Annotated in this window: 13 protein-coding genes; 5 read left to right on the top strand and 8 right to left on the bottom strand. The window is 68.7% G+C overall.

The annotated features are described in order from the left end of the window. Positions 1-41: 41 nt before the first annotated feature. Complete coding sequence (locus ACXJKJ_RS08935) at positions 42-2,966, top strand: TonB-dependent receptor domain-containing protein (RefSeq protein WP_457389859.1); 2,925 nt, start codon at positions 42-44, stop codon at positions 2,964-2,966. 98 nt (positions 2,967-3,064) lie between these two features. Next, positions 3,065-4,891 carry a putative 2OG-Fe(II) oxygenase gene (locus ACXJKJ_RS08930; protein ID WP_457389858.1) on the top strand — a complete coding sequence of 609 codons (1,827 nt, stop codon included), beginning with the start codon at positions 3,065-3,067 and terminating at the stop codon, positions 4,889-4,891. Between the two features lie 4 nt (positions 4,892-4,895). Here ACXJKJ_RS08930 and ACXJKJ_RS08925 read toward each other — a convergent pair whose 3' ends face one another. Together ACXJKJ_RS08925 and ACXJKJ_RS08920 are read right to left on the bottom strand one after the other, a co-directional pair. After that, positions 4,896-5,399, bottom strand: a complete 504-nt coding sequence (locus tag ACXJKJ_RS08925; RefSeq protein ID WP_457389857.1) for a hypothetical protein — start codon at positions 5,397-5,399, stop codon at positions 4,896-4,898. Between the two features lie 55 nt (positions 5,400-5,454). Next, positions 5,455-7,635, bottom strand: coding sequence for a malate synthase G (locus tag ACXJKJ_RS08920; protein WP_457389856.1), 2,181 nt, complete (start codon positions 7,633-7,635; stop codon positions 5,455-5,457). 158 nt (positions 7,636-7,793) lie between these two features. Here ACXJKJ_RS08920 and ACXJKJ_RS08915 point away from each other — a divergent pair, with 158 nt between their 5' ends. Together ACXJKJ_RS08915 and ACXJKJ_RS08910 are read left to right on the top strand one after the other, a co-directional pair. After that, positions 7,794-8,699 (top strand): LysR family transcriptional regulator, encoded by a 906-nt coding sequence (locus ACXJKJ_RS08915; RefSeq protein WP_457389855.1) that lies wholly within the window; start codon positions 7,794-7,796, stop codon positions 8,697-8,699. 185 nt (positions 8,700-8,884) lie between these two features. Then, positions 8,885-10,495 (top strand): outer membrane protein assembly factor BamB family protein, encoded by a 1,611-nt coding sequence (locus ACXJKJ_RS08910; RefSeq protein ID WP_457389854.1) that lies wholly within the window; start codon positions 8,885-8,887, stop codon positions 10,493-10,495. A 48-nt stretch (positions 10,496-10,543) separates the two neighbouring features. On the opposite strand, the gene ACXJKJ_RS08905 is transcribed toward ACXJKJ_RS08910, so the two are convergent. The 6 genes from ACXJKJ_RS08905 to ACXJKJ_RS08880 all read right to left on the bottom strand — a co-directional run bounded on the left by ACXJKJ_RS08905 (position 10,544) and on the right by ACXJKJ_RS08880 (position 20,227). Continuing rightward, entirely contained in the window at positions 10,544-12,244 is a 1,701-nt protein-coding gene (locus ACXJKJ_RS08905) for an AMP-binding protein (protein ID WP_457389853.1), read from the bottom strand. A gap of 122 nt (positions 12,245-12,366) precedes the next feature. Further along, a complete protein-coding gene (locus tag ACXJKJ_RS08900) occupies positions 12,367-15,177 on the bottom strand; it encodes a serine/threonine-protein kinase (protein ID WP_457389852.1) in 2,811 nt (936 codons plus the stop codon). Then, positions 15,177-15,761: an ECF-type sigma factor gene (locus ACXJKJ_RS08895; protein ID WP_056200637.1), complete on the bottom strand. Its 585-nt coding sequence runs from the start codon at positions 15,759-15,761 to the stop codon at positions 15,177-15,179. The genes ACXJKJ_RS08900 and ACXJKJ_RS08895 overlap by 1 nt, the downstream gene beginning before the upstream one ends. A 1-nt stretch (position 15,762) precedes the next feature. Then, a complete protein-coding gene (locus ACXJKJ_RS08890; RefSeq protein ID WP_457389850.1) occupies positions 15,763-17,049 on the bottom strand; it encodes a tryptophan--tRNA ligase in 1,287 nt (428 codons plus the stop codon). 198 nt (positions 17,050-17,247) lie between these two features. Further along, positions 17,248-18,267 carry a LacI family DNA-binding transcriptional regulator gene (locus ACXJKJ_RS08885; RefSeq protein ID WP_457389849.1) on the bottom strand — a complete coding sequence of 340 codons (1,020 nt, stop codon included), beginning with the start codon at positions 18,265-18,267 and terminating at the stop codon, positions 17,248-17,250. A gap of 31 nt (positions 18,268-18,298) precedes the next feature. Then, positions 18,299-20,227: a glycoside hydrolase family 3 protein gene (locus ACXJKJ_RS08880; protein WP_457389848.1), complete on the bottom strand. Its 1,929-nt coding sequence runs from the start codon at positions 20,225-20,227 to the stop codon at positions 18,299-18,301. 218 nt (positions 20,228-20,445) lie between these two features. On the opposite strand from ACXJKJ_RS08880, the gene ACXJKJ_RS08875 reads away from it, so the two are divergent. Then, positions 20,446-23,193 carry a TonB-dependent receptor gene (locus tag ACXJKJ_RS08875; RefSeq protein WP_157281853.1) on the top strand — a complete coding sequence of 916 codons (2,748 nt, stop codon included), beginning with the start codon at positions 20,446-20,448 and terminating at the stop codon, positions 23,191-23,193. Positions 23,194-23,201 lie beyond the last annotated feature (8 nt).

Here is a 23,201-nt window from a genome sequence, read left to right as displayed (position 1 = left end):
CTGCAACACAGCGTTGAGAACGTCCTCACGAAGGAGTAGTCATGTTTAAACGAAACGCCCGAAGCGCAGCCGCGCTGGCGATGATCGGCGCGCTGAGCGCCGGCTCGGCAATGGCCCAAGAGGCCTCGACCGAAAAGCTCGAACGCATTGAAGTCACCGGTTCGCGCATCAAGTCCGTGGGCGCCGAGTCCAGCAGCCCGATCACCTCGGTTGGCAAGGAAGATATCAGCATCAAGCAGCCTGTCGCGGTTGAAGAGCTGGTGCGTGGCCTGCCTTCGTCCTATCCGGCCATTGGCCCGAACATGAACAACGGTTCGACGGGTATCGCGTCGATCGACTTGCGCGGCATCGGCTCCAACCGCACGCTGGTGCTGATCAACGGCCGCCGTATCGTTCCCGCCACCCTTGGCGGCGTGGTCGATACCAACACTATCCCCGTCTCGCTGCTCGAGCGTGTTGACCTCGTGACTGGCGGCGCTTCCGCCGTTTACGGTGCCGACGCTGTGTCCGGCGTGGTGAACTTCATCACCAAGCGCAGTTTCTCCGGCGTCGAAGCCACTACGCTGTACAGCGCCTCCGAAAAGGGTGACGCGAACCGCTACAAGAACGACCTGACGATGGGCGCCAACCTGGCCGACGGCAAGGGCAACGTCGTGCTGCACATCGGCAACACGCGCACCAACCCGCTGAAGTTGGGTGAGCGGGACTACGCCGGCACCGTGATCTCCTCGGCGAGCGGCAACCCTGGCGGCTTCTCCGGAACCGCCGTGCCCGCCGTGTTCTCGGGCATGCCCGTACCCATCGCCGGCAACCGCGTCATCGACGGCACCACCGGCCTGCTGCGTTCTGCCGTGACCTCCGGCCCGCCGGATGGCTACAACACCAACCCGCCGAACTACTTCGAAACACCGCTGACCCGCACGCAGGTCACGGCCATGGGCCGCTACCAGATCAACGACAACGCCGAGGTCTACGCGGAAATCTTCCACACGAAGTCCAACGTGACGCTGAATCTGGCTCCGTCGGGTACCTTCGGCGCGGGGCTCGACATTCCAATCGGCAACCCCTACATCACGCCGGCGGTTCGGTCGCAGCTCTGCAATGCGTACACGACCGTGTTCGCGCTCGGTGCCAACGATCCGAAGTGCGTGGCTGGCGGCGCCACCACCTTCCGCGCCAACGTTGCCCGCCGCTTCGTCGAAGCCGGTCCGCGCATCTACAGCTACGACAACGCAACGACCCAGTACACCGCCGGTGTGCGTGGCGACATCCCGATGTTCGAAGGCTGGAGCTATGACGCCTACTTCCAGACCGGCCGCTCGGACCAGACCCAGCGCACGGGCAACGGCTTCTCGGCCACCAAGCTGCAGCAGGCCACGAAGGCCCTCAGCACGACGGCCTGTACCGTGACCAGCGGTGGTTGCGTGCCGATCAACTTGTTCGGCGCTGCCGGCAGCATCACCCCGGAGATGCTGGCCTTCATCGCCACGCCGACCTTCCAGACCACCCGCGTCGAGCAGAAGGTCGTGGCCGGGTCCGCCAACGGTGAAGTCGCCTTCGCCAAGAGCCCGTGGGCGAAGAACCCGCTGGGCGTTGCTATTGGCTACGAAGACCGCACGGTGTTCGGCGGTAATGCGTCCGACGCGGTCGTGCAGACCCAGGGCGAACTGCTGGGTTCGGGCTCCCCGACGCCTGACCGCAGCGGTACGCTGAAGTTCCGCGAGGTCTATGGCGAAGCCACCCTGCCGCTGGTGCAGAACAAGCCGTTCGTCTACTCGCTGAACGTCGGCTACGGCTATCGTGACACCGAGTTCGACTCGATCGGCGGCACCAAGAGCTACGGCAGCTGGAAGAAGTCATTTGACTACGCGCCCATGAAGGGCCTGCGTCTGCGCGGCGAAAGCCAGCGCGCCACCCGCGCGCCGAACGTGAACGAGCTGTACGCTCCGGTGACGACTGGCCTGTCGTCGCAGAGCGTGGACCCCTGCCAATTGGCCCTGATCAATGCTGCTGACGCAGGCAAGGCCGGCACGCTGACCAACCTGTGCCAGCAGACCGGTGTGCCGGCGGCCCAGATCGGCAACGTCGCGTCCCCCTCGTCCAACCAGATCAACAACACCGGCGGCGGCAACCCCAACCTCGGCCCTGAGAAGGCCGACACGACCACCCTGGGCGTGGTGTGGGAGCCGGACTTCATCGACAACCTGTCGATCACCCTGGACTTCTGGAAGATCAAGATCAACGGCGCCGTGTCGAGCGCGACGGCTTCCCAGGTCATCGATGGCTGCTACGTCGGAAATCCGGGCTTCACGTACAACTCCTTCTGCCAGCTGATCCAGCGTGATCCGCTGAATGGCGGCCTGAACGGTACCGGCAGCAAGGGCGTGAGCACCCAGTCGTCCAACCTCGGCTTCTACAACTTCTCGGGTATCGACCTGGGCGCGAACTACCGTCTGCCGTTGAAGAAGCTGGGCCTGGCCAACTGGGGTCGCCTTGATCTGAGCATGCAGCTGGCCTATCTGAAGCGCGCTGATTTCAAGTCGCTGCCGAACGTGCAGACACTGGAGCAAGCTGGCTACTACGGCGTCGATGTGGGTACGCCCTACTCCAAGACGCGGTTCAACGCGCGGGCGTCCTGGACGCTGGGTGACTACGGGCTGGGCCTGAACTGGCGTCATATCGGCGCTGCCAACGTGCAGACCACCGGTGCGGCGGCCAACAACAAGGGCAAGTTCCTGCCTTCGAACGAGTCCATCAAGGCCTTCGAATACTTCGACCTGAATGGTTCGTGGCAAGTCAGCAAGAACATCAAGCTGTCGATGACGGTCAACAACCTGTTCGACAAGCAGCCGCCGCTGATCGGCACCGGCATCGGCCCGGGTTCGAGCAACTATGGCAACACGTTCCCGAGCGTCTACGACATCATTGGCCGCCGCTATACCGCGACCGTCCAAGCCAACTTCTAAGCAAGTCTGGTTTCGCCCCTCGGGGTGTTTTGCAAATGGGCCCTTCGGGGCCTGTTTTTATTGGCGCGGACAATTCGCGCTCATCCACACACCGTCCCATGGCAGCCATCCACCCCGCTTCCTCGCTGGGCCAGGGCGTGCGCGCACTCGCCGCAGGCCAGCTCGACGCCGCCGATGCCCTGCTGCAGCGCGCGCTGCGCGAGATGCCTGCCGCTCCCGAGGCACCCGCCGCGCTGGGCCAGCTCGCCGCCCGGCGCCAGCAATGGGCCGACGCCGAGGCTTGGTTCTCGCGCTCGCTGCAATTGCAGGCGCGGCAGCCGCGCGTGTGGCTGGCGCGCGGCCAGATGCTGGAGATGTTGCAACGTCCCGCGGCGGCGGCCGAAGCCTTTGCCCAGGCCGTCCTGCATCAACCCGACCTGGCTGTCGCCCACTACGAGCATGCCCGGCTCAGGCGCGATCTCGGCGAACGCGAGCGCGCATTGCAGGCCGCCCGCGATGCGGCCCGGCTCGCCCCGCAGGACGCGAACGCGCTGCAGCTGCTGGCGATGCTTCAGGAGGAAAGCGGCGAGCTGGCCGCCGCGCTGCCGACGCTGGACGCCGCGCTGCGGCTCGCGCCCGACCGCGCCGCGCTGCACCACAACCGCGGCGTACTGCTGCACCGCCTGGGCCGCCATGCCGAGTCGCTCGTCGCGCACGAACGCGCGCAGGGGCTGGGCCTGGACGTCGCCGAAGCACACTACAACTTCGGCAACACGCTGCAGGCGCTGGGCCGCTCGGATGCGGCGCTGGCCGCCTACCGCCGTGCGCTGGCGCTGCAGCCGCTGCATGCGCTCAGCCTCTACGACCTCGCCAAGCTGCGCTGGGCCCTCGGGCATGCCGATTTCACCGCCGAGCTCGACGCTGCCGAACGCGCCGCGCCGGAGTCCGACGTGCCGCCCGGCCTGCTGGGCCTGCTGCAGCTGCGCGCGGAACGTGGCGAAGCTGCGGCCGACGCCTATCGCCGCGCTGCGGCGCTGTCCCCTGCCACGGCGGCGTACGCCGACGGCCTCGGCCAGGCCCTGTGCCTGCTCGGCCAGCACGAGGAGTCCTGCATCGCCCACCGCCGGGCGGTTTCGCTGGCGCCGGACAGCGTGACGGTGCTGAGCAACGCAGCGCGCAGCCTCTACGCCGCCGGCCAATCCGCCGAGGGCCTGGCGCTGGCCGAACGCGCCTTCGCGCTGGCGCCGGAGAACCAGCATGCACTGGCCCTCGTCGGCACGGGCTGGCGGCTGACGGGCGACCCGCGTGCCGACTGGCTGAACGACCTGAATCGCTGCGTGGCCGTCATCGACATCGAGCCGCCTGCCGGGTGGGCCGACATCGCCAGCTTCAATGCCGCGCTGGCCGAGGAGCTGACGCGGCTGCACACCGATGCCCAGGCGCCCATCGACCAGACACTGCGCTACGGCACGCAAACGCGCGGCGACCTCTTCGACCTCGACCTGCCGTTGGTGCAGGCGCTGAAACGCCAGATCACCACGGCCATCAGCGCCTGGCTGGCGAACCTGCCAGCCGAGTCTGGACACCCCTTCCTCGGCCGCCGGCCCACCTCACCCGGAGCCTGGCATTTCACCGACAGCTGGAGTTCGCGGCTGCGTCGCAGCGGTTTCCACACCAACCACATCCACAGCCATGGCTGGCTGAGCAGTTGCTACTACGTGGCCACGCCGCCGAGCGCCCTGCGCGAAGGCAGCCGCGACGGCTGGATCAAGTTCGGTGAGCCCGACCTGCCCGAGCCGCTGCGCTCAAGCCTGCCCGCGAGCCGCATGGAGGCGCCGCAACCTGGGCGTCTCGCGCTTTTTCCGTCCTATCTGTGGCACGGCACGACGCCCTTCCAGGACGAGGCCTACCGGCTGACGGTGGCCTTCGACGTGCTGCCCGATTAGGGCCTCATTCGACGCGACGAACGCGCGGCGAAGTCTTCAGGCCTTCGATGTCGAGGTAGAAGGACGACAGCGCACCGCGCTTCACGCTGACCTTGCGCGGGCCTTCCGGCAGCGCGACGGAGCTGCCGTCGACGACTTGCCAGACCTGGCCGTTGGCGAGGCGGATGCGCGAGTTGGGGCCCCAGCCGTCGAAGCGCGGGCCGACCGAACTCTCGACCGACTCCACCGCCTCGGGGCGCTTGGATTCAGGCAGGCCGAAGGTGGTCTCGCCCGTGCGGGCCGGTGCCGCCGTGGTAGCCATGGCTGTGACCGGCGCTGCGGTCTGCGCCACCGCGGCCGGCGCGGCGGGCCTGGCCGGTGGTGCCGGCACGCGGGCTGCGTCGGCCAGCGTGTCATAGCAAGCCAGCCGGGCGGCGCTATCCGTCATCGCGCGGCAGCGCTGCAGGCCGTCCTGCGCCAGGGCCGGCAGGGCAGCGAGGGAAAGGGCAATCAAGGTGATGGTGCGCATGGGGCAAGCCTAGCAGTTGCCCGTGCGGAACAGGACCGGGCAACTGCCGTTGCGCTCAGTGCGCCGCCTTCACCTTCAAGCGCCAGGCATGCAGCAGCGGCTCGGTGTAGCCGCTGGGCTGGGCCTCGCCCTTGAAGACCAGATCCTGCGCCGCCTGCATGGCCGCGCCCTGCGAGTTGGCGGCCAGAGGCCGGTAGGCCGGGTCGCCGGCGTTCTGGCCGTCCACCACCTTGGCCATGCGGGCGAAGGTCTCGCGCACCTGTTCGGCCGACACGACGCCGTGGCGCAGCCAGTTGGCGATGTGCTGGCTGGAGATGCGCAGCGTCGCGCGGTCTTCCATCAGGCCGATGCCGTTGATGTCGGGCACCTTGGAGCAGCCCACGCCCTGGTCGACCCAGCGCACCACATAGCCGAGGATGCCCTGCACGTTGTTGTCCAGCTCCTGCTGTCGCTGCTCGGGCGTCCAGTCGGCCTTGGCGGCGACGGGGATGGTCAGCAGCGCGTTCAGGATGCCCTCGCGTTCGGCGGCCAAGTCGACCTTTTCCAGCTCCTGCTGCACGGCGCTAACGCTGACCTGGTGGTAGTGCAGCGCATGTAGCGTCGCGGCGGTGGGGGACGGCACCCAGGCGGTGTTGGCGCCGGCCTTGGGGTGGCCGACCTTCTGCTCCAGCATGGCGGCCATCAGATCGGGCATGGCCCACATGCCCTTGCCGATCTGGGCGCGGCCGCGCAAGCCGCAGGCCAGGCCGGTCAACACATTGCTGCGTTCATAGGCCTGGATCCAGCTGGACGTCTTCATGTCGCCCTTGCGCAGCATCGGGCCGGCGCGCATGGCGGTGTGCATCTCGTCGCCCGTGCGGTCCAGGAAGCCGGTGTTGATGAAGGCGACGCGGCTGGCCGCTGCGGCGATGCAGGCCTTGAGGTTGACGGAGGTGCGGCGCTCCTCGTCCATGATGCCCAGCTTGACGGTGCTGTCGGGCAGGCCGAGCAGCTGCTCGACGCGGCTGAACAGCTCGGCGGCGAAGGCCACCTCGGCCGGGCCGTGCATCTTGGGCTTGACGATGTAGACGCTGCCCGTGCGGCTGTTGCCGCGGCGGCGCAGATCGTGCATCGCGATGGTCGTCGTGACGACAGCGTCCATGATGCCCTCGGGGATCTCGTTGCCCTCTTGGTCACCTCCCAGCAGGATGGCCGGGTTGGTCATCAGGTGGCCGACATTGCGCACGAACATCAGCGAGCGGCCATGCAGCGTCAGCGTGCCGCCGCCGGGTGCCGTGTAGACGCGGTCGGCGTTCAGGCGGCGCGTGAAGCTCTTGCCGCCCTTGGCCACTTCCTCGGTCAGCGTGCCCAGCTGGATGCCCAGCCAGTTGCGATAGGCCAGCAGCTTGTCCTCGGCGTCGACGGCGGCGACCGAGTCTTCCAGGTCGAGGATGGTGGACAGCGCGGACTCCAGCACCACGTCGGCGATGCCGGCCGGGTCGGTCTTGCCGATGGGCGTGCTGCGGTCGATGCGCACATCCAGGTGCAGGCCATGGTGCACCAGCAGCACGCTGCTGGGCGCATCAGGGGCGCCCTGGTAGCCGGCGAAGGTGGCCGCGTTGGCCAGGCCGGTCACGTCGCCCGAGGCCAGCGTGACGGAGAGCTGGTCGCCCTCGATGCGGTAGGCCACCGCCTGGCTGTGCGAGCCTTCGGCCAACGGTGCGGCCTGGTCCAGCACCTGGCGGGCGAAGGCAATGACCCTGGCGCCGCGCACCGGGTTGTAGCCACCGTCGCGCGTGGCCCCGTCGGCCTCGGAGATGGCGTCGGTGCCGTAGAGCGCGTCGTACAGCGAGCCCCAGCGCGCGTTGGCCGCGTTCAGCGCATAGCGGGCGTTCAGGATGGGCACGACGAGCTGGGGGCCGGCTTGCAGGGCCAGCTCGGCATCGACGTTGGCGGTGGTCGCCTGCACCTGGGCGGGCGGCTCGACGAGGTAGCCGATGCGCTGCAGGAAGCCGCGGTAGGCCGGCATGTCGGTGATGGGGCCGGGATGGGCCTCGTGCCAGGCATCCAGTTCGGCCTGGAGTCGGTCGCGCTCGGCCAGCAGCGCGCGGTTCATCGGTGCCAGCTCATGGGCGATCCGGCTGAAGCCGGCCCAGAAGGCGTCAGCCGAAACGCCGGTGCCGGGCAGCACCTCGGTGTCGATGAAGCGGGCCAGGTCGGCATCGACCTGCAGGCGGTGGAGGGTGGTGCGAGGCATGGCGGGACTCCTGCGAGAAGGCAACAACGAATGTCGCCAATCTAGCTGCGTCGCGTGTCGGGATTCGCTGCGGAGCACGCCATTCATCTGTGACAAAAACGCAAAGATCCTTCATGAAACCGCTGCCTTTGCGTCTGTCGCCCAGCACAATCCGGGGCATGGACAAGCTCAAGCAGATGGAGTCCTTCGTCCTCGTCGCGGGCAAGGGCAGCTTGACGGCGGCGGCCCAGGCCGAGGGCGTCGCGCCTGCCGTCATGGGCCGGCGGCTGGACGCGCTGGAGGCGCGCCTGGGCGTCAAGCTGATGCTGCGTACGACGCGGCGGCTGACGCTGACGTCCGAGGGCCAGGCCTTCCTGGAGGACTGCCAGCGCCTGATCGCCTCGCTGGCCGATGCGGAAGCTACCGTCAGTGCCGGCGGCCTCAAGGCCAGTGGCCATCTGCGCGTGACGGCGCCTGCCGGCTTCGGCCGCAGGCATGTTGCGCCGCTGGTGCCGGGCTTTCTCGCCGAGCATGGCGACCTCAGCCTGTCGCTCAACCTCAGCGACCGCGTCATCGACATCGTCCACGAGGGCTTCGACTGTGCCGTACGTGTGGGTGACCTGCCGGACTCCAGCCTGGTCAGCACGCGGCTGGCCGACAACCGGCGGCTGTGTGTGGCCGCCCCCGGCTATCTGAAGCGCGCCGGCACGCCGAAGCACCCCGATGAACTCGGCCGCCATGCCTGCCTGACGTTGAGCTCCGAGGCCAGCCAGGTGCGCGGCTGGGCCTTCCAGATCGACGGCGCCGTTCAGCACCTACGGCCGGTTGGCCGGCTCGATTGCAGCGATGGCCAGGTGTTGCACGACTGGTGCGTGGACGGCATGGGCCTGGCCTGGCGCAGCACCTGGGAGGTCGAGGCCGACCTCGCGGCAGGGCGCCTTGCCAGCGTGCTGGATACCTTTGCGGCGCCGCCCAACGGCATCTACGCCGTGTTCCCGCAGTCACGCCACCTGCCGCTGAGGACAAGGCTGTGGGTGGAGCATCTGCGCGCGCATTACGGGCGGGCCGATTACTGGCGCAGCTAGCGATCGTCCTCAACCCAGAGGACGGCGACGGGTATGCCCTGATGCCTGCCCCGCTGCAGCGTCCTCTGATGCCCTTTCGCCTTGTCGCCGCGTGGCGCCAAGCGTCTGCTGTGGCGGGTTGCGCGATGCCCACCCGTTCCACGGCCCGTTCATCGGGCATCGCAAACAAGGAACGGAGAACTTCCATGAAGAAGACGACCTGTTTTCGAGAGCCGACCGCGCCGACGCGCACCCTCCTTGCGGCAGTGGCGCTGGCCCTGCCGCTGGTGGCAGCAGCGGCGCAGGGCAGTGAATGGAGCAGTGCGGGGGGCGACCGCGAGAACACACGCAGCCAGGCGTCGGAGCACAAGCTGGGCGTCGGCAATGTCAACCAGCTGGCCGTCAAATGGGCGCTGACGACGGCGGGCGACGTTTCGGCCACGCCGGCCGTCGATGGCGATACGGTCTATGTACCCGACTGGGCTGGCTATCTCTATGCGGTCAACCGCAGCAATGGCAGCGTGCGCTGGGCCGTCTACCTGCCTTCGGTAACGGGCATCCCGCGCGACAAGGCCCGCGCCACGCCGGCCCTGGGCGGCGGCAAGGTGGTCATCGGCACCCAGGGTTCCATCCTGGCGGGCGGCGGCCCTGGTGGCCGGGTGTTGGCCTTCGACAAGGACACCGGGGCGCTGGCCTGGAGCACCCAGGCCGATCCGCATTTCGCGGCCATCATCACGCAGTCGGCCACCATCCATGGCGACCAGGTCTTCGTTGGCGTCGCGTCGCAGGAGGAGGCCCTTGCCGCCTTCGTGCCGGGCTACCAGCTGTCCTTTCGCGGCAGCATGCTGGCCCTGGACCTGAAAACCGGCGCCATCCGCTGGCGGACGACGCTCGCGCCGGCCGGCTACACCGGCAACGCCGTCTGGGGCAGCTCGCCTGCCGTCGATACCTCGCGCGGCGCGGTCTACATCGCCACCGGCAACAACTACTCGGTGCCGCCGCCCGTGCTGGCCTGCGTGTCGGCCGCAGGTGCCGATCCGGTGGCCAAGGCCGCCTGCCTGCCGGCGAACGATTATTTCGACAGCGTCCTCGCCCTCGACATGAAGACGGGGGCCGTGCGCTGGGCGACCCGTGCCATCCCCTATGACGCCTGGACGGTGGATTGCATCCCCTTCTTCGGCGACGGCGACAACTGCCCGTCGCCGGCAGGCCCGGACTACGACTTTGGCCAGGCGCCGGCGCTGTTCAAGTCCAAGGCCGGCAAGGGCAAGCCGATGGAGCTGCTGGGCCTCGGGCAGAAGAGCGGCCAGTACTGGGCGCTCAACCCGGACACCGGCGCCGTGGCCTGGGTCACCCAGGCCGGCCCAGGGGGCACGGCGGGCGGCCTGCAGTGGGGTTCGGCGACGGACGGCACGCGCATCTACACGGCCAACGCCAACAGCAACGGGGTGCCGTGGATGCCGATGGGCGCCGGCGCGCCGACGACGCGAGGCGCCTGGTTCGGCCTCGACGCGGCCACCGGTGCGACGCTATGGCAGACGCTGGACCCGCTGCCGCCGGGCGGTATCGGCGGCGGCCCCTCGGGCCCGGTGACGACGGCCAATGGCGTTGTCTACGCCTGCTCGCTGGACGCCAGCGGCCGCATGTACGCGCTCAACGGTGCGAACGGCACCATCCTGTGGAGCTACCCGAGCGGCGGTTCCTGCCTTTCGGGCGCGGCCATCGCCGACGGCACGCTCTACTGGGGCTCGGGCTACAGCAACTTCGGCTTCGGCACGCCGAACAGCAAGCTGTACGCGTTCTCGTTGCCGGATTGAGGCGCGGCACTCGCGCAGGCCAGCTGCCTCAGCGGCGGGCCTGCGCGCTCAGTCCCCGAACGACACCTTGGCGCGCTTGCCCACCCACGCATCGAACTTGCCCGCATAGGCCTCCTCGATGCGGTTGCGCTTGACCTTGAAGGTCGGCGTGATGAAGCCGTTGTCCACCGTCCAGGGCGTCTTGATCAGCACCAGGGTGTCGAGCTGTTCGTGCGGGTCCAGACGGGCGTTGACGTCGTCCAGGTGCTTGCTCAGCTCGGCCATCAGCGCCGTGCGTTCGGCCTCGGAGCTGGCGCGTTGCAGGCCCTGCGGCGACAGCATCGCGATGCCCAGCGGCTGGCCCATGTTGGCCCCCGCGACGCAGCAGGCCTCGATGTTGGGGTTCATGCCCAGCCTGTCCTCGATGGGCGCCGGGGCGACGTACTTGCCCTTGCTGGTCTTGAACAGGTCCTTCACGCGGCCGGTGATGCGCACGCAGCCGTCGCCGTCCTGGGTCACCTTGTCGCCGGTGTGCAGCCAGCCATCGGCGGTCAGCGCGTCGGCGGTCAGGCCCGGCTCCTTGAAGTAGCCCATCATCAGCGCCGGGCTGCGCATCTGCAGCTCGCCGTTGGCGGGATCGATGCGGGTCTGCACGCCGCCATAGGCCGGGCCCACGGTGCCACGCTGGTTCTTGCCCGGCATCGTCATGTGCGACAGCGCCAGGTTCTCGGTCATGCCATAGCCCTCGTTGATGTGCAGGCCCAGCGTGCCATACCACTCCAGCAGCGCCACCGGCATGGGTGCGGCGCCGCCGACGGCGATGCGGCATTGGTCCAGGCCCAGGGCCTTGAGGACCTTCTTGCGCACCAGGCCGCCGATGATGGGCAGGCGCAGCAGCTTGTTCATCTTCTGCGGCGGCATCTTGGCCTGCACGCCCTGCTGGAACTTGACCCAAAGGCGCGGCACGCTGAAGAAGATGGTGGGCCGCGCGCGCTGCAGGTCGGCGGTGAAGGTGTCCAGCGATTCGGCGAAGAACACCTTGAGCCCGACCTTCAGCCAGCTGTGCTCGACGAGCACGCGCTCGGCCACGTGGGCCAGCGGCAGGTAGGACATCATGCGGTCGCTGGCGCTCATCGGGAAGCGGTCCAGGCCCGCGCCGATGGCCCAGGCGAAGGCGCCGAAGTTGTGCATGACGCCCTTGGGGTTGCCGGTCGTGCCCGAGGTGTAGATCAAGGTGCAGAGCTCGTCGGCGCCGCGCATGACTTCACCCTTGAGCGGCTCGGTGCGGGCGCAGATGGCGTCCCAGCCCTCATAGTTCTTCTTCACGTCGTCGGGCGACAGCGCGTAGCTGGCGCCGGGCAGGCTGGGCAGCACGCCCGGCTTCATGCCTTCCCAGCCGTCGAGCTTGCCGATGAAGATGAAGCGCGCCTCGCTGTGCGTGAGGATCTGCGTGATGGTGTCGGCCGCCAGCGTCGGGTACAGCGGCACGGAGACATAACCGGCCATCCAGATGGCGAGGTCGGTCATCAACCACCAGGCGCAGTTCTTGGACAGCATCGCCACCTTGGCATCGGCCGGCCAGCCCTCTGCGGCGCCCTTGGCCTTGAGGAAAGCGGCCATGCGGCGCACCTGGTCGCTGACCTGGGCCCAGGTGAAGTCCTTGACCTCTGGGCCACCCATAGGCTGCGTCAGCGTGACGGTGCTGCCGGCGGTGCGCTCCCAGTGATACAGGCGTTGCAGGGCGAGCTGGTCGGCGGCGATGGTGGCCATGGGCGTGTCTCCTCAGACTTCTTTTTCGGGAGCCGCAAAGTTAACCGCCTGTAAAGCGGCCCTTCCCCCGGGTAAACACCCTGCGGCGTGACGCGCTACCCACAGTGCCTAGAGGCATGGCTCTAGAAACGCCAGTCGCAATCGGCGGCTGCCGTGCCCGCCGCGAGTTGTGCGGCCACCTCGGTCAGTGGATGTGGCGCAGGCGTCAGCTCGGCGAGATTGGGCGGGCGTGCCGCCTCGGCGCGCGTCAGCGCTTCCTGCCAGGGCTCGCCGGCCGCGCGCAGCGCGCAGGCCAGCTGCAGGCGGGCAGCCCACTCGGGCAGGCCCTGAGGTTCGGGCAGGCCGTCGAAGTAGGCCACGCGGATGCGCGTGCCCGCCAGCGAGGCCGCCGGCGTGCCGGCCAGGCGGCTCTTGAAGAGATCGATGCGGCTGGCCAGATTGCGGGACTCGGCGAGCAGCGGACGCAGCGTGTTCAGGCGGTGCTCGACATCGCGCGCCAGCGCCTGGCCAGCCTCGCCGGCGCCGGGCGCGATGGCAATGCGCGAGAGCGTCAGCAGGCCATCGGCGCGGCGCACGTCACCGATCAGCGGCGCGGCATCCAGCCCCGCGAGGGCCTGGGCGGCGGCGCGCAGGCTGGCTGCGTCGGCGCGGCCAGCGGCCAGCACGCGGGCCTCCAGCAACTGGGTGCGGCGCAGCAGGCCGGTCACGGCGTCGTCGGCGCCGGCGGCCTCGGTCTCGGCCTGGGCCTTCTCCAGCTGGGCCAGGGCCGGGCCGAACTCGCCGAGCTGCTGCAGGTAGACGGCCAGCAACTGGCGCATCAGCGTGCTGGCGTGGTTGCCGGGGCGCGCGATGGCGTCCCAGCGGCGGATCAGGTCATCGCTGCGCGCCGTGGCGTCGGTTGCGCTCTCGCGCGCCATCCGCCAGCGCACGAAGGCCAGGTTGCGCTCCAGCACCAGGGCCGGGCGGATGCGCTCGGCCTCCTGCGGGTTCCAGAACGGCTTGGCCGCCTCGAGCGAGCGCTCGGCCTCGCGCAGCCGGCCCTCGTAGACATAGAGCACGTTCTCGTAGGTCGCGAAGCGCGCATGCTCGAAGGGGTTCTTGGCATAGATCGCGTCGTTGGAGCGCTTGGCCAGCGCCAGTTCGCGCTCGGCATCGGCGAAGCGGCCCAGGCGACCGTAGGCCGTCAGCAGGTGCAGGCGCAGGCTGTGGGATTTCTCGCTCAGCGGCCCGTAGCGGCTGTCCCAGCGAGGCAGCAGCGGTTCCAGCAAGTCGATGACAGGCTGGCCGCCGGCGACGGCGGTGTGCAGGCCGGCCAGAGAGACGGCGGCGTCCTCGGTGCGCGGGTCGTTCTCACCGAAGGCCTGGCGGGCGTGGGCCAGGCGCGCTTCAGCCAACGGCGCCGCGACGTCGAAGCGCTGCAGCGCGAAATAGGTCTTGACCAGCGTGTCGAAGACACGGTCCTTGACCTCGGGCTGGTCGTTGAAGCGCGTGGCCAGCTCCTGGCGCTTGCGGTCCAGCAGTTCCACCACGGTGGGCTGGCGGCCGCCGTTCTGGTCGGGGCTGGCCGCGCCGAGCAGCTCTGCCAGATAGCCCGTGACCTGCTCGGACTCGCGCGCTGCGGCCTGGGCCTCGTGCCGCTGCCAGAGGCTGACGGCCAGGCCCAGGCTGAGGGCCGCGAACACCAGCGTGGCACCGACCGCCAGCGCGGCATTGCGGCGCAGCCAGAGGCACGCGCGATGCTGCCAGTCCTCGGCACGCACGCTGACCGGGCGCTGGGCCAGCCAGTGCTCGAGGTCGTCGATGAAGTTGCCGACGCTGGTATAGCGTTCGGCCGGGTTCTTGCGCAAGGCCTTGGCGGCGACGGCCTCCAGGTCGCCCGCCGCCCGGTCGGCATCGAGGGGGCGGCCGGGGCCTGCCTCGTCGCCGGCGCTGTCGGCCGAGCCGGTCGTGCGTGTGGAACGGGTGATGCGCTGGGCCTGGCCGTGCAGCACGGCATGCTCCAGGGCCGTGCGGCCCAGGCCGCGTTTACCGAAAGGCAGGTCGCCGCTGGCCAGTTCGTAGAGCATCACGCCCAGCGAATAGATGTCGCTGGCCACGCCCACGGCCTCGCCGGTGATCTGCTCGGGCGCCGCGTAGGCCGGCGTCAGGCGCCGGCCGGTGATCTGTGTCAGCTGATGGTCGGACTGACGGCCGGAGTCGTCGAGCAGGCCGGCGATGCCGAAGTCCAGCAGCTTGGCGTTGCCCTGCTCGTCCACCATGACGTTGCCGGGCTTGAGGTCGCGGTGCAGGATGAGCTGGGCATGGGCATGTTCGACGGCGCGCGCCACCTCCAGCAGCAGCTTCACGCGCGCCACCAGGCCAAGGTTGTGTGTGCGCACGTGCTCGGACAGCGTGCGGCCCACCACGTACTCCAGCACGAGGTAGGCGCGGCCGTCCTGCTCGCCGGCGTCCAGCATGCGGGCGATGCCCGGGTGGGTCAGCCGGCCGAGCAGGGCGCGCTCGCGGGCGAAACGGGCCGTCAGGCCGGGGCCGGCGCGGTCGCCGCGCAGCAGCTTGATGGCGGCCTCGCCCTGGTAGAGGCCATCGGCCCGCTCGGCCCGCCAGACCTGGCCCATGCCGCCCTCGCCGAGGGGTTCGGCCAGGCACCAGGAGCCCAGGCGGTCGCCGGGGCGGGCAGGTGTGGTGGTGGAGAGCGTCGGCTCGCTCAGCGCGGCGACCAGGCGGGTGTTGTAGCCCGGCATGTCGACGAGGACGGTGGCGTCCGTGTCTTCGTCCTCGGGCAGGGACGCCAGCATGCGCGACAGCCGCGCGGCCAGTTCGGGCGGCTGCAACGCAGCCAGGCGCTCGGCCCGTGTCGCGGCGGGCAGCTCGGCGAGCTCGTCGAACAGCGCCGACAGCTGCTGCCAGTCCGAGGACTGCAAGCCCGAGTTCATCAGTAGACGGAGTTGGGCGGGTCGCCGAGCAGCTCCTGCAGCAGGGCGCGCGCCTTCAGCAATTCGCGGTTGATGCTGCGCGTGGACAGGCCCCGCACCGCCGCCACCTCGGCGATGGACAGACCGGCGAAGCCGACCATCTCGATCAGCTCGTACAGGCCGTTGTCCAGGGCCTTCATGCGCTCCAGGGCCTGGTCCAGGCCCAGCATGTCGACGGCCGTGCTCTGCACGGCGGCCACGTCGTCGGCCGCGGACAGCGTGACCATGACGGCGTCGCCGCCGCGCTTGTCGCGGCCTTCGGTGCGCAGGTGGTCGATGACGACGGAGCGCAGCACGCGGCCGACGTAGGCGAAGAACTGGCCGCGCGTCTCGCCCTGCAGGCCCTGCTGGTCGGCCATGCGCAGAAAGCCCTCGTGCACCAGGGCGGTGGTGTTCAGGCCGGCCGACCTGCCGCTGGGGCCGCTCTGCGCCAGGCGGATGCGGGCGACGCGCTTGATCTCGGGGTAGAGCAGGGCGTATAGCTGCTGCAGGGACGCCGCGTCACCACGCGAAGTGCCGATCAGCAGTTCGGTGATGTCGGCCACGTCAGTCTTCCTGGAAGGCGGCGAGGGCGGCCGTGATGGCGGCGTCGCTGGCTTCGCGCTGCACCGGCGCATCGGCCACAAGACCTTCGCGCTTCAGCCGGGCGACCCATTGGCCGGCATCGCGGCCCTGCTCGAAGCCACTGCTCTGCAGCAGCAGCTCGCCACCCGCCGACAGCAGCTTGAAGTAGAACTTGCCGTCCGCCTCGCGGTATTGCTTGAAGACCGGCAGCGCAGCCTTCTCTATCTTGGCAGCTGCTGTCGTCGCGGTGGACGTGTAGGGCCGCAGGCCGCAGGCCTCGCGCAATTGCTTCAGGAAGGGAACCGCGATGGCGCGGGCCTTGGCGGCGCCCGCCTGCAGCGTGGCTTCGAGCTGCTCGGGGTGGGCCATCAGGTGGGCATAGCGCTCGCGCATCGGGCCGATCTGGCCTTCGATCAGGTTCACGAGCTGCTGCTTGGCCTCGCCCCAGCCCAGGCCGCCGCGCAGGGCCGCGCGGAAGGCGGCGCGCTGCTCGGTCGTCGCGAAGGCATCGTAGATGGTGACCAGGGCCTGGCCCTGCGGGTCCTTGGGCTCGCCGGGCAGCTTGGAGTCGGTGACGATGCGCGCAACGGCCTCCTTCAGCGCCGCGCTGCCGCCTTCGAAGAGAGGGATGACGTTGTCATAGCTCTTGCTCATCTTGCGGCCGTCCAGCCCCGGCAGCAGCTCCATCTCGGCATCGGTCACGGCCTCTGGGGCAGTGAACAGCTCCTTGCCCCGGCCAAACAGGTGATTGAAGCGCTGGGCCACGTCGCGCGCCATCTCGATGTGCTGGACCTGGTCCTTGCCCACAGGCACTTTGTGCGCGTTGAACATCAGGATGTCGGCCGCCATCAGCACCGGGTAGCTGAACAAGCCCATGCTGACGTTGGCATCGGGCTCCTCGCCGGCAGCCACGGCCGCGTCCACGGCAGCCTTGTAGGCATGGGCCCGGTTCATCTGGCCCTTGGCCGTCACGCAGGTCAGCAGCCAGGTGAGCTCGGGGATCTCGGGCACGTCGCTCTGGCGGTAGAAGGTGACGCGTTCGGGGTCGAGGCCGGCGGCCAGCCAGGTCGCGGCAATGGCGCGGCTGGAATGGGCCAGGCGGTCCGGCTCGTCGCACTTGATCAGCGCGTGGAAGTCGGCCATGAAGAAGAAGCTCTCCACGCCGGGCGCGCGGCTGGCCTCAATGGCCGGGCGGATGGCGCCGACGTAATTGCCGAGATGCAGGGTGCCGGTGGTGGTGATGCCGGTCAGGACGCGTTGGGCGAGCATGGGTTTGGTGAAAAGTAACCAAACCGGATTGTGGCCTCAGCGGCTGCGAATGAATCCTGCGCGTTCGAGCAGACCGCCACAGCGTTGCCAATCCAGGCGCAAAGCACAGCCGTAGCCGCTGCTACGGCGAGCATTTGCAACGCCGAGTGGCGGCGTTGCGGCGGGATGAGCGGGCGCGGAGGGTTCGTTCGCAGTCGCTCAGCGCTTGCGGGAGGGTGGGGCCGCCACGGAGGCGCGCCAGGTGACGGTGATGTCGAACTGCCGCGAGATGGGCAGCTCCTGCCCGTAGCAGCGGTTCAGCAGCCAGTGCAGGCCGGCCAGCGTGACCTCGTGGCTCGGGATGTGCACCGATGTGAGGCGCGGCGCCGCGAATTCGGCGCTGGGAGAGTCGTCATAGCCCAGCACCGAAACCTCGTGTGGCACCGACACGCCGCGTTCCTGGAAATGCGCCAGCAGGCCGATGGCCATCTCATCATTGGCGCAGAACACGGCAGAGGGCAGGCGCTTTTGCTTGAGCAGCACCTCTGCCGCATCCCAGCCGGCCTGATTGGAAAAGTCGCCGGGTACGGTCAGGATCTTGGACGTGTCCAGCCCGCGCAGCGCCAGCTCGCCCATGAAGCCATTCAGGCGCGCCACGTTGTCGGGCGAGGTGGTCGGGCCGGAGACGACGGCGATGTCCTTGTGCTTGTGCTGCAGCAGCGCGCGGGCCGCCTGCACGCCGCCCTGCACGTGGTCGGCCGTGAAGCATTGGTCCTTGATGCGGTCGAAATGGCGGTTCAGCACGACGACCTGGCGCGCCGCCGGGCCCAGGGCCTTGAGGTCTTCGTCCTGCAGCGCGTTGGACAGCACGATGAGGCCGTCGCAGTCGCGGTCCAGCAAAAAGCGCATGCCGTCGTTGGTCTCGACGCGTTCGTCCTCGATGCCCTCGCCGAAGGCCACCACCATGTGCAGTCCTTGCGCGCGCAACACCAGGTCGATGGCGCGCAGGATGGGCGTGTAGTAGGTGCCGCGCAGGAAGGGGATGTAGACGCCGATCAGCTTGGACGTGCCCGCGCCCAGCGAACGAGCGGTGTGCGAGGGCCGGAACTTCAGCTGGGCAATGACCTTGCGCACGCGCTCGGCCGTGGCTGGCGCGACGGAACCGTTTCCGCTAATGACGCGCGAGGCGGTGCCCACGCCCACACCGGCCAGCCGCGCTACGTCCTTGATCGTTGCCATTCGCCCTCTGCTTTTGTTGGGGCGGATTGAATCACAGGGGGCAGATCGGGGCGGGGTCTGCCGGCTCGGGCAGGGGCTTGGTATTTGCCTGGGTTTCCTTGCCACTCAGGCCGCCCCCGACCGGCCACCAGGACCTGGCTTCGTGGCTGCTGAATTGGCAGGGGCCTGCCGGCCAGGGGAAGGACAGGCGGCCGGTGAAGCCCGGCCAGGCCTTGCCGGCGGTCGGTTCCACCAGCACGTCGACCAAGCCGGCGCCCTCGGTGCCGGGCTGCCAGGCGGCAATGAAGGCATCGCTCTTGTTGGCCAGGTCATTCACATAGAGCGGCCGGCCCGAGTACAGCAGCGTGACGACGGGTTTGCCGCGGCCGGCGACCCGCTGCAGCACTTCCGCGTCCTTGGGATGGCGACGGCTGAAGCGCAGGTTTTCGGTGATGCGCACATCGCCCTCGCCCTCGGCATAGGGTGTCTCGGCGAGCACGGCGACGACGGCGTCGAAGTTCTTCGGATCGCTCTTGCTGCCGTCAGCGTCGAAGGTGACCTGCGCGGCACCCAGGCGCTGCCGCAATGCCGCCAGCAGCGACGTGCCTTGCGGGTAGTCGACATTGCTCGTGTCGCGGCCCTGCCAGGTCACGCTCCAGCCGCCGCTCTGGTGGGCCAGACTGTCGGCCGCGGTACCGACAACGAGCACGCGGGCCGTGCCCTTGAGCGGCAGCAGGCCGGGCTTGTTCTTCAGCAGCACCAGCGACTCGCGCACCGCGCGGCGCGCCAGCTCGGGCGCCTGCATCGCCTCGACCGTGGCGGGCACGGCCGGCTGCATGCCGATGCTGAACTTCACGCGCAGGATGCGGCGCACTGCGTCGTCGATGCGGGCCATCGGGATCCTGCCCTGCTCGGCAGCCCGCAGGGTGTTGTCGAAGAAGGCCTTCCAGCGGAAGGGCACCATGACGACGTCGATGCCGGCGTTGATGGCGGCAGGGCAATCTTCGGGGGTGCAGCCTGGCACCTGGCCGACGCCGTCCCAGTCGCTGACGATGAGGCCGTCGAAGGCCAGGCGGTCTTTCAGCACGCCGGTCATCAGCACGGCGTTGCCATGCATCTTGCCGTGCTCGACGTAGCCAGCGCTGTCGGTCCAGCTGCTGAAGGAGGTCATGACGGTCAGCACGCCGGCGTCCAGCGCACCCAGGTAGCCCGCGCCGTGCACATTGGCGAGATCGGCCGGCGAAGCCTGCGTCACGCCCTGGTCGATGCCGCGGCGCGTGCCGCCATCGCCGACGTAGTGCTTGGCAGTCGCCAGCACGCCGCGGCCCTCCTTCATGCCGTCTTGAAGGCCTTCGACGGAGGCCTGACCCAGGCGCTTCACCAGGGCCGGGTCGGCGCCGAAGCTCTCATAGGTGCGGCCCCAGCGCACGTCCTGCACGACAGCCAGCGTAGGCGAGAAGGCCCAGTGCAGGCCCGAGGCGCGGATGGCGCGCGCCGTGGCGCGGCCGATGTCGCGCACCAGGTCGGCGTCACGCGTCGCGCCGAGCGCGATGTTGTGTGGGAAGAGCGTCGCGCCGCGCACGTTGTTGTGGCCGTGCACGGCGTCGGTGCCCCAGATCAGCGGGATGCCCGGCGTGGCCTGCAGGGCCGCGGCCTGGAACTTTTCGGACAGCTCGCGCCACTGCGCCGGCGTGGCCGCGCGGTCCTGGCCCGGCCAGCCCCCACCGCCGTTCAGGATGGTGCCGATGGCGTACTCGCGCACCTGCTCCGGCGTGATCGCGCGGATCTCGGGCTGGGTCATCTGGCCGATCTTCTGGCGCAGGGTCAAGTTCTTCAGCGCGGCCTCGACCTTGGCCTCGAGTGCCGCATCCCGCACGGGCTTGCGGGCCGGCCAGGCCTGCACGACGGCATCGGTTTCGGCCGCGCCGGCCATGGTCGCCAGGGCAAGCAGGGCAGCGAGAAGTGGGCTTGAGCGATTCATCGTGGGGTGTCCGTTGGGAGCGCGACGGTAGTGGGTGAAGCAAAAAAACGTCAACCCCCGGGCCGACGAGATTGACAGCCCCGACTGTGGCGCATTAGATTTGCGCCGTGTTTGGAACCGGTTCCAATTTTGATGCCGACAACGCCAAAGAGCGCGGAGGCATCGCCACCCAAAAAGCCGGCCGAGCAGCGAACAAGACGAACCAGGAGACGAAAGAAATGCTCAAGCAAGCTCAGCGTGCGGCAGTGCGCACCATCGCCCCAACTTCGCCCCAGCGGCGCAACCGCCTCACGCCCATTGCCGTCTGCGTCGGCCTGCTGGGCGCATCGGCGCTGGCACTGGCCCAGACCGCGCCGGCGGGCGAGCAGAAGCTCGACACCGTGACGGTCACCGGCTTTCGCGCCAGCCTGGAATCCTCGATCAGCACCAAGCGCAACGCCGATGCCATCGTCGAATCCGTCTCGGCCGAGGACATTGGCAAGCTGCCCGACGTGTCCATCGCCGACGCGATCTCGCGCCTGCCCGGCCTGACGGCTCAGCGCGTGGCCGGGCGCTCGTCCGTCATCAGCATCCGCGGCATGGCGCCGCGCTATGGCGTGACGCTGCTGAACGGCCGCGAGATCGTCTCCACCGGTGACAACCGCTCGGTGGAGTACGACCAGTTCCCGTCGGAGCTGATCAACGCCGCCACCGTCTACAAGACGCCGGACGCCAGCCTGTCGGCGCAAGGCTTGTCGGGCACCGTCAACATGAAGACGCTGCGCCCGCTGGACTTCGCGACCTCGCGCGGCGTCGTCGGCGCGCGCGTGGAACGCAACTCCAACGGCTCGCTGAACCCCGAGATCTCCGGCACCGGCAACCGCCTGAGCGCCTCGTATGTGACGCAGTCGGCCGACCGCACCTGGGGCGCGGCCGTCGGCTTCGCGCACCTGGACTCGCCCAACCAGGAAAAGCACTACAAGAGCTGGTGGTGGGCCAACACCAACAACTGGGGCGCACCACTGCCCGGCGTGCCCACGGATGCCGTCGCACTGCAGGGCTTCGAGCTGGGTGCCGCCTCGTCGCGCCAGAAGCGTGACGGCCTGATGGGCGTGCTCGAGTACAAGCCCAACGCCGATTTCCACAGCACGCTGGACCTCTACTACTCCAAGTTCGACCAGACCGAGGCGCGCCGCACGGTGATGTCCGACATGTCGACCTGGTCGGGTGCGACCTGGAGCAATGCGCAGACGACGGTGGTCAACGGCGACAAGATCGTCACCAGCGGCATCGTCAACAACACCACGCCGGTGGCGCTGACGACTTTCAACAAGCGCCAGGACGACATCCGCGCCATCGGCTGGAACAACGAGCTGAAGCTGGCTGACTGGAAGCTGGTGGGGGACCTGAGCTGGTCCAAGGCCAAGCGCGACGAGCAGAACGCGGAAGTGCAGGCGGGCTCGCTGAGCCGTGTCAGCCTGGGGCAGGCCAACATCGTCACCGGCGACGGTCGCTCCACCTTCGCGCCGACCTTCGACTTCGGCGACGGCAAGAGCGTCTACCTGACCGACCCCGCCAACTGGGGCCGCGACGGCCGCAGCCAGTTCCCCAAGGTGCGCGACCAGATCAAGGCGCTCAAGCTGACGGCGGGCCGCAACTTCGACAGCTGGCTCAGCAACATCGAGGGCGGGCTGGACTACTCCGAGCGCGACAAGGACATGAACCGCACCGAGGTGAACTACAACCTCAAGAACGGCCGCGCGCCGATGCTGATTCCGTCCGCGCTGCTGCGCTCGCCGACCGACCTGGGCTTCGCGGGCAGCAATATCCGCATGGTCAATTTCGACCTGCCGAGCGCGCTGAGCTTGTACGACGTGGTGCCCACCTCGGCCGACCAGGCACCGGGCCGTATCTGGCAGGTGCACGAGAAGGTCACGGCCGCCCACGCCAAGCTCGGCTTCGAGTTCGACTGGGGCGTGCCCATCCACGGCAGCTTGGGCCTGCGCGTCGTGCATGCCAAGCAGTGGAGCGACGGCCTGTTCTGGAACGGCAAGACCAACGCGACCGAACCTGCCACCGGCGGCACCAGCTACACCGACACGCTGCCCAGCCTCAACATCGCTGCCGACGTGACTGCCAACACCATCGTGCGCTTCGGCCTRGCCAAGGTGCTGGCGCGGCCGAACATGGAGGACATGCGCGCCGGCTTCGCGGGCATCAGCGTCAGCACGACCGAGCCGCATCTGTGGTCGGCCAATGGCGGCAACCCCAAGCTGGAGCCCTGGCGCGCCGACGCGGTGGACCTGTCCGTGGAGCACTACTTCAGCAAGCGCAGCTATGTGGCGGCCGCGGTCTTCCACAAGAACATCAAGAACTTCGTCTACTCGCAGTCCATCGACTTCGACTTCACCGGCTTTCCCAACCCGACGGCCTTCACGCCCTACAGCAACATCGGCACGTTGACTACCCAGTCCAACGGCGGCGGCGGGATGATCGCCGGCACCGAGCTGAGTGGCTCGCTGGACGGCGGCCTGATCAGCCCCGCGCTGGATGGCATCGGTGTGAGCCTGAGCTACTCGGACACGCGCAGCTCGCTGCACGAGGGCAATGACGTCAGCAAACCTTTGGATGGTCTGTCGGGCAAGGCGACCAACTTCACCGTCTATTACGAACGCGACGGTATCTCGGCGCGCATCGGCAGCCGCCATCGCTCGCCCTTCGTGACGACGGTGCGCGGCACCTTTGGCGAGAACGTGCCGAGCATGATCTCCAGTGAAACCATCATCGACGCGCAGATCGGCTACGCGTTCGAATCGGGCCTCTTCAAGGGTCTGTCGCTGACGCTGCAGGTCAACAATCTGCGTGACGAGCCCTATCGCACCCGCGTCGGTGTCTCCACCGGTTCCGTCGATCCCAACGCTACCTTGCCTGAGCGATACACGTCCTATGGCCGCCAGTTCCTGATCGGCGGCACGTACAAGTTCTGATCGATTTC

This window comes from Roseateles sp. P5_E1 (genome assembly GCF_054049335.1).
Note: the sequence above shows the minus strand (reverse complement) of the source record. Positions and strands in the feature narration are given on the sequence as shown.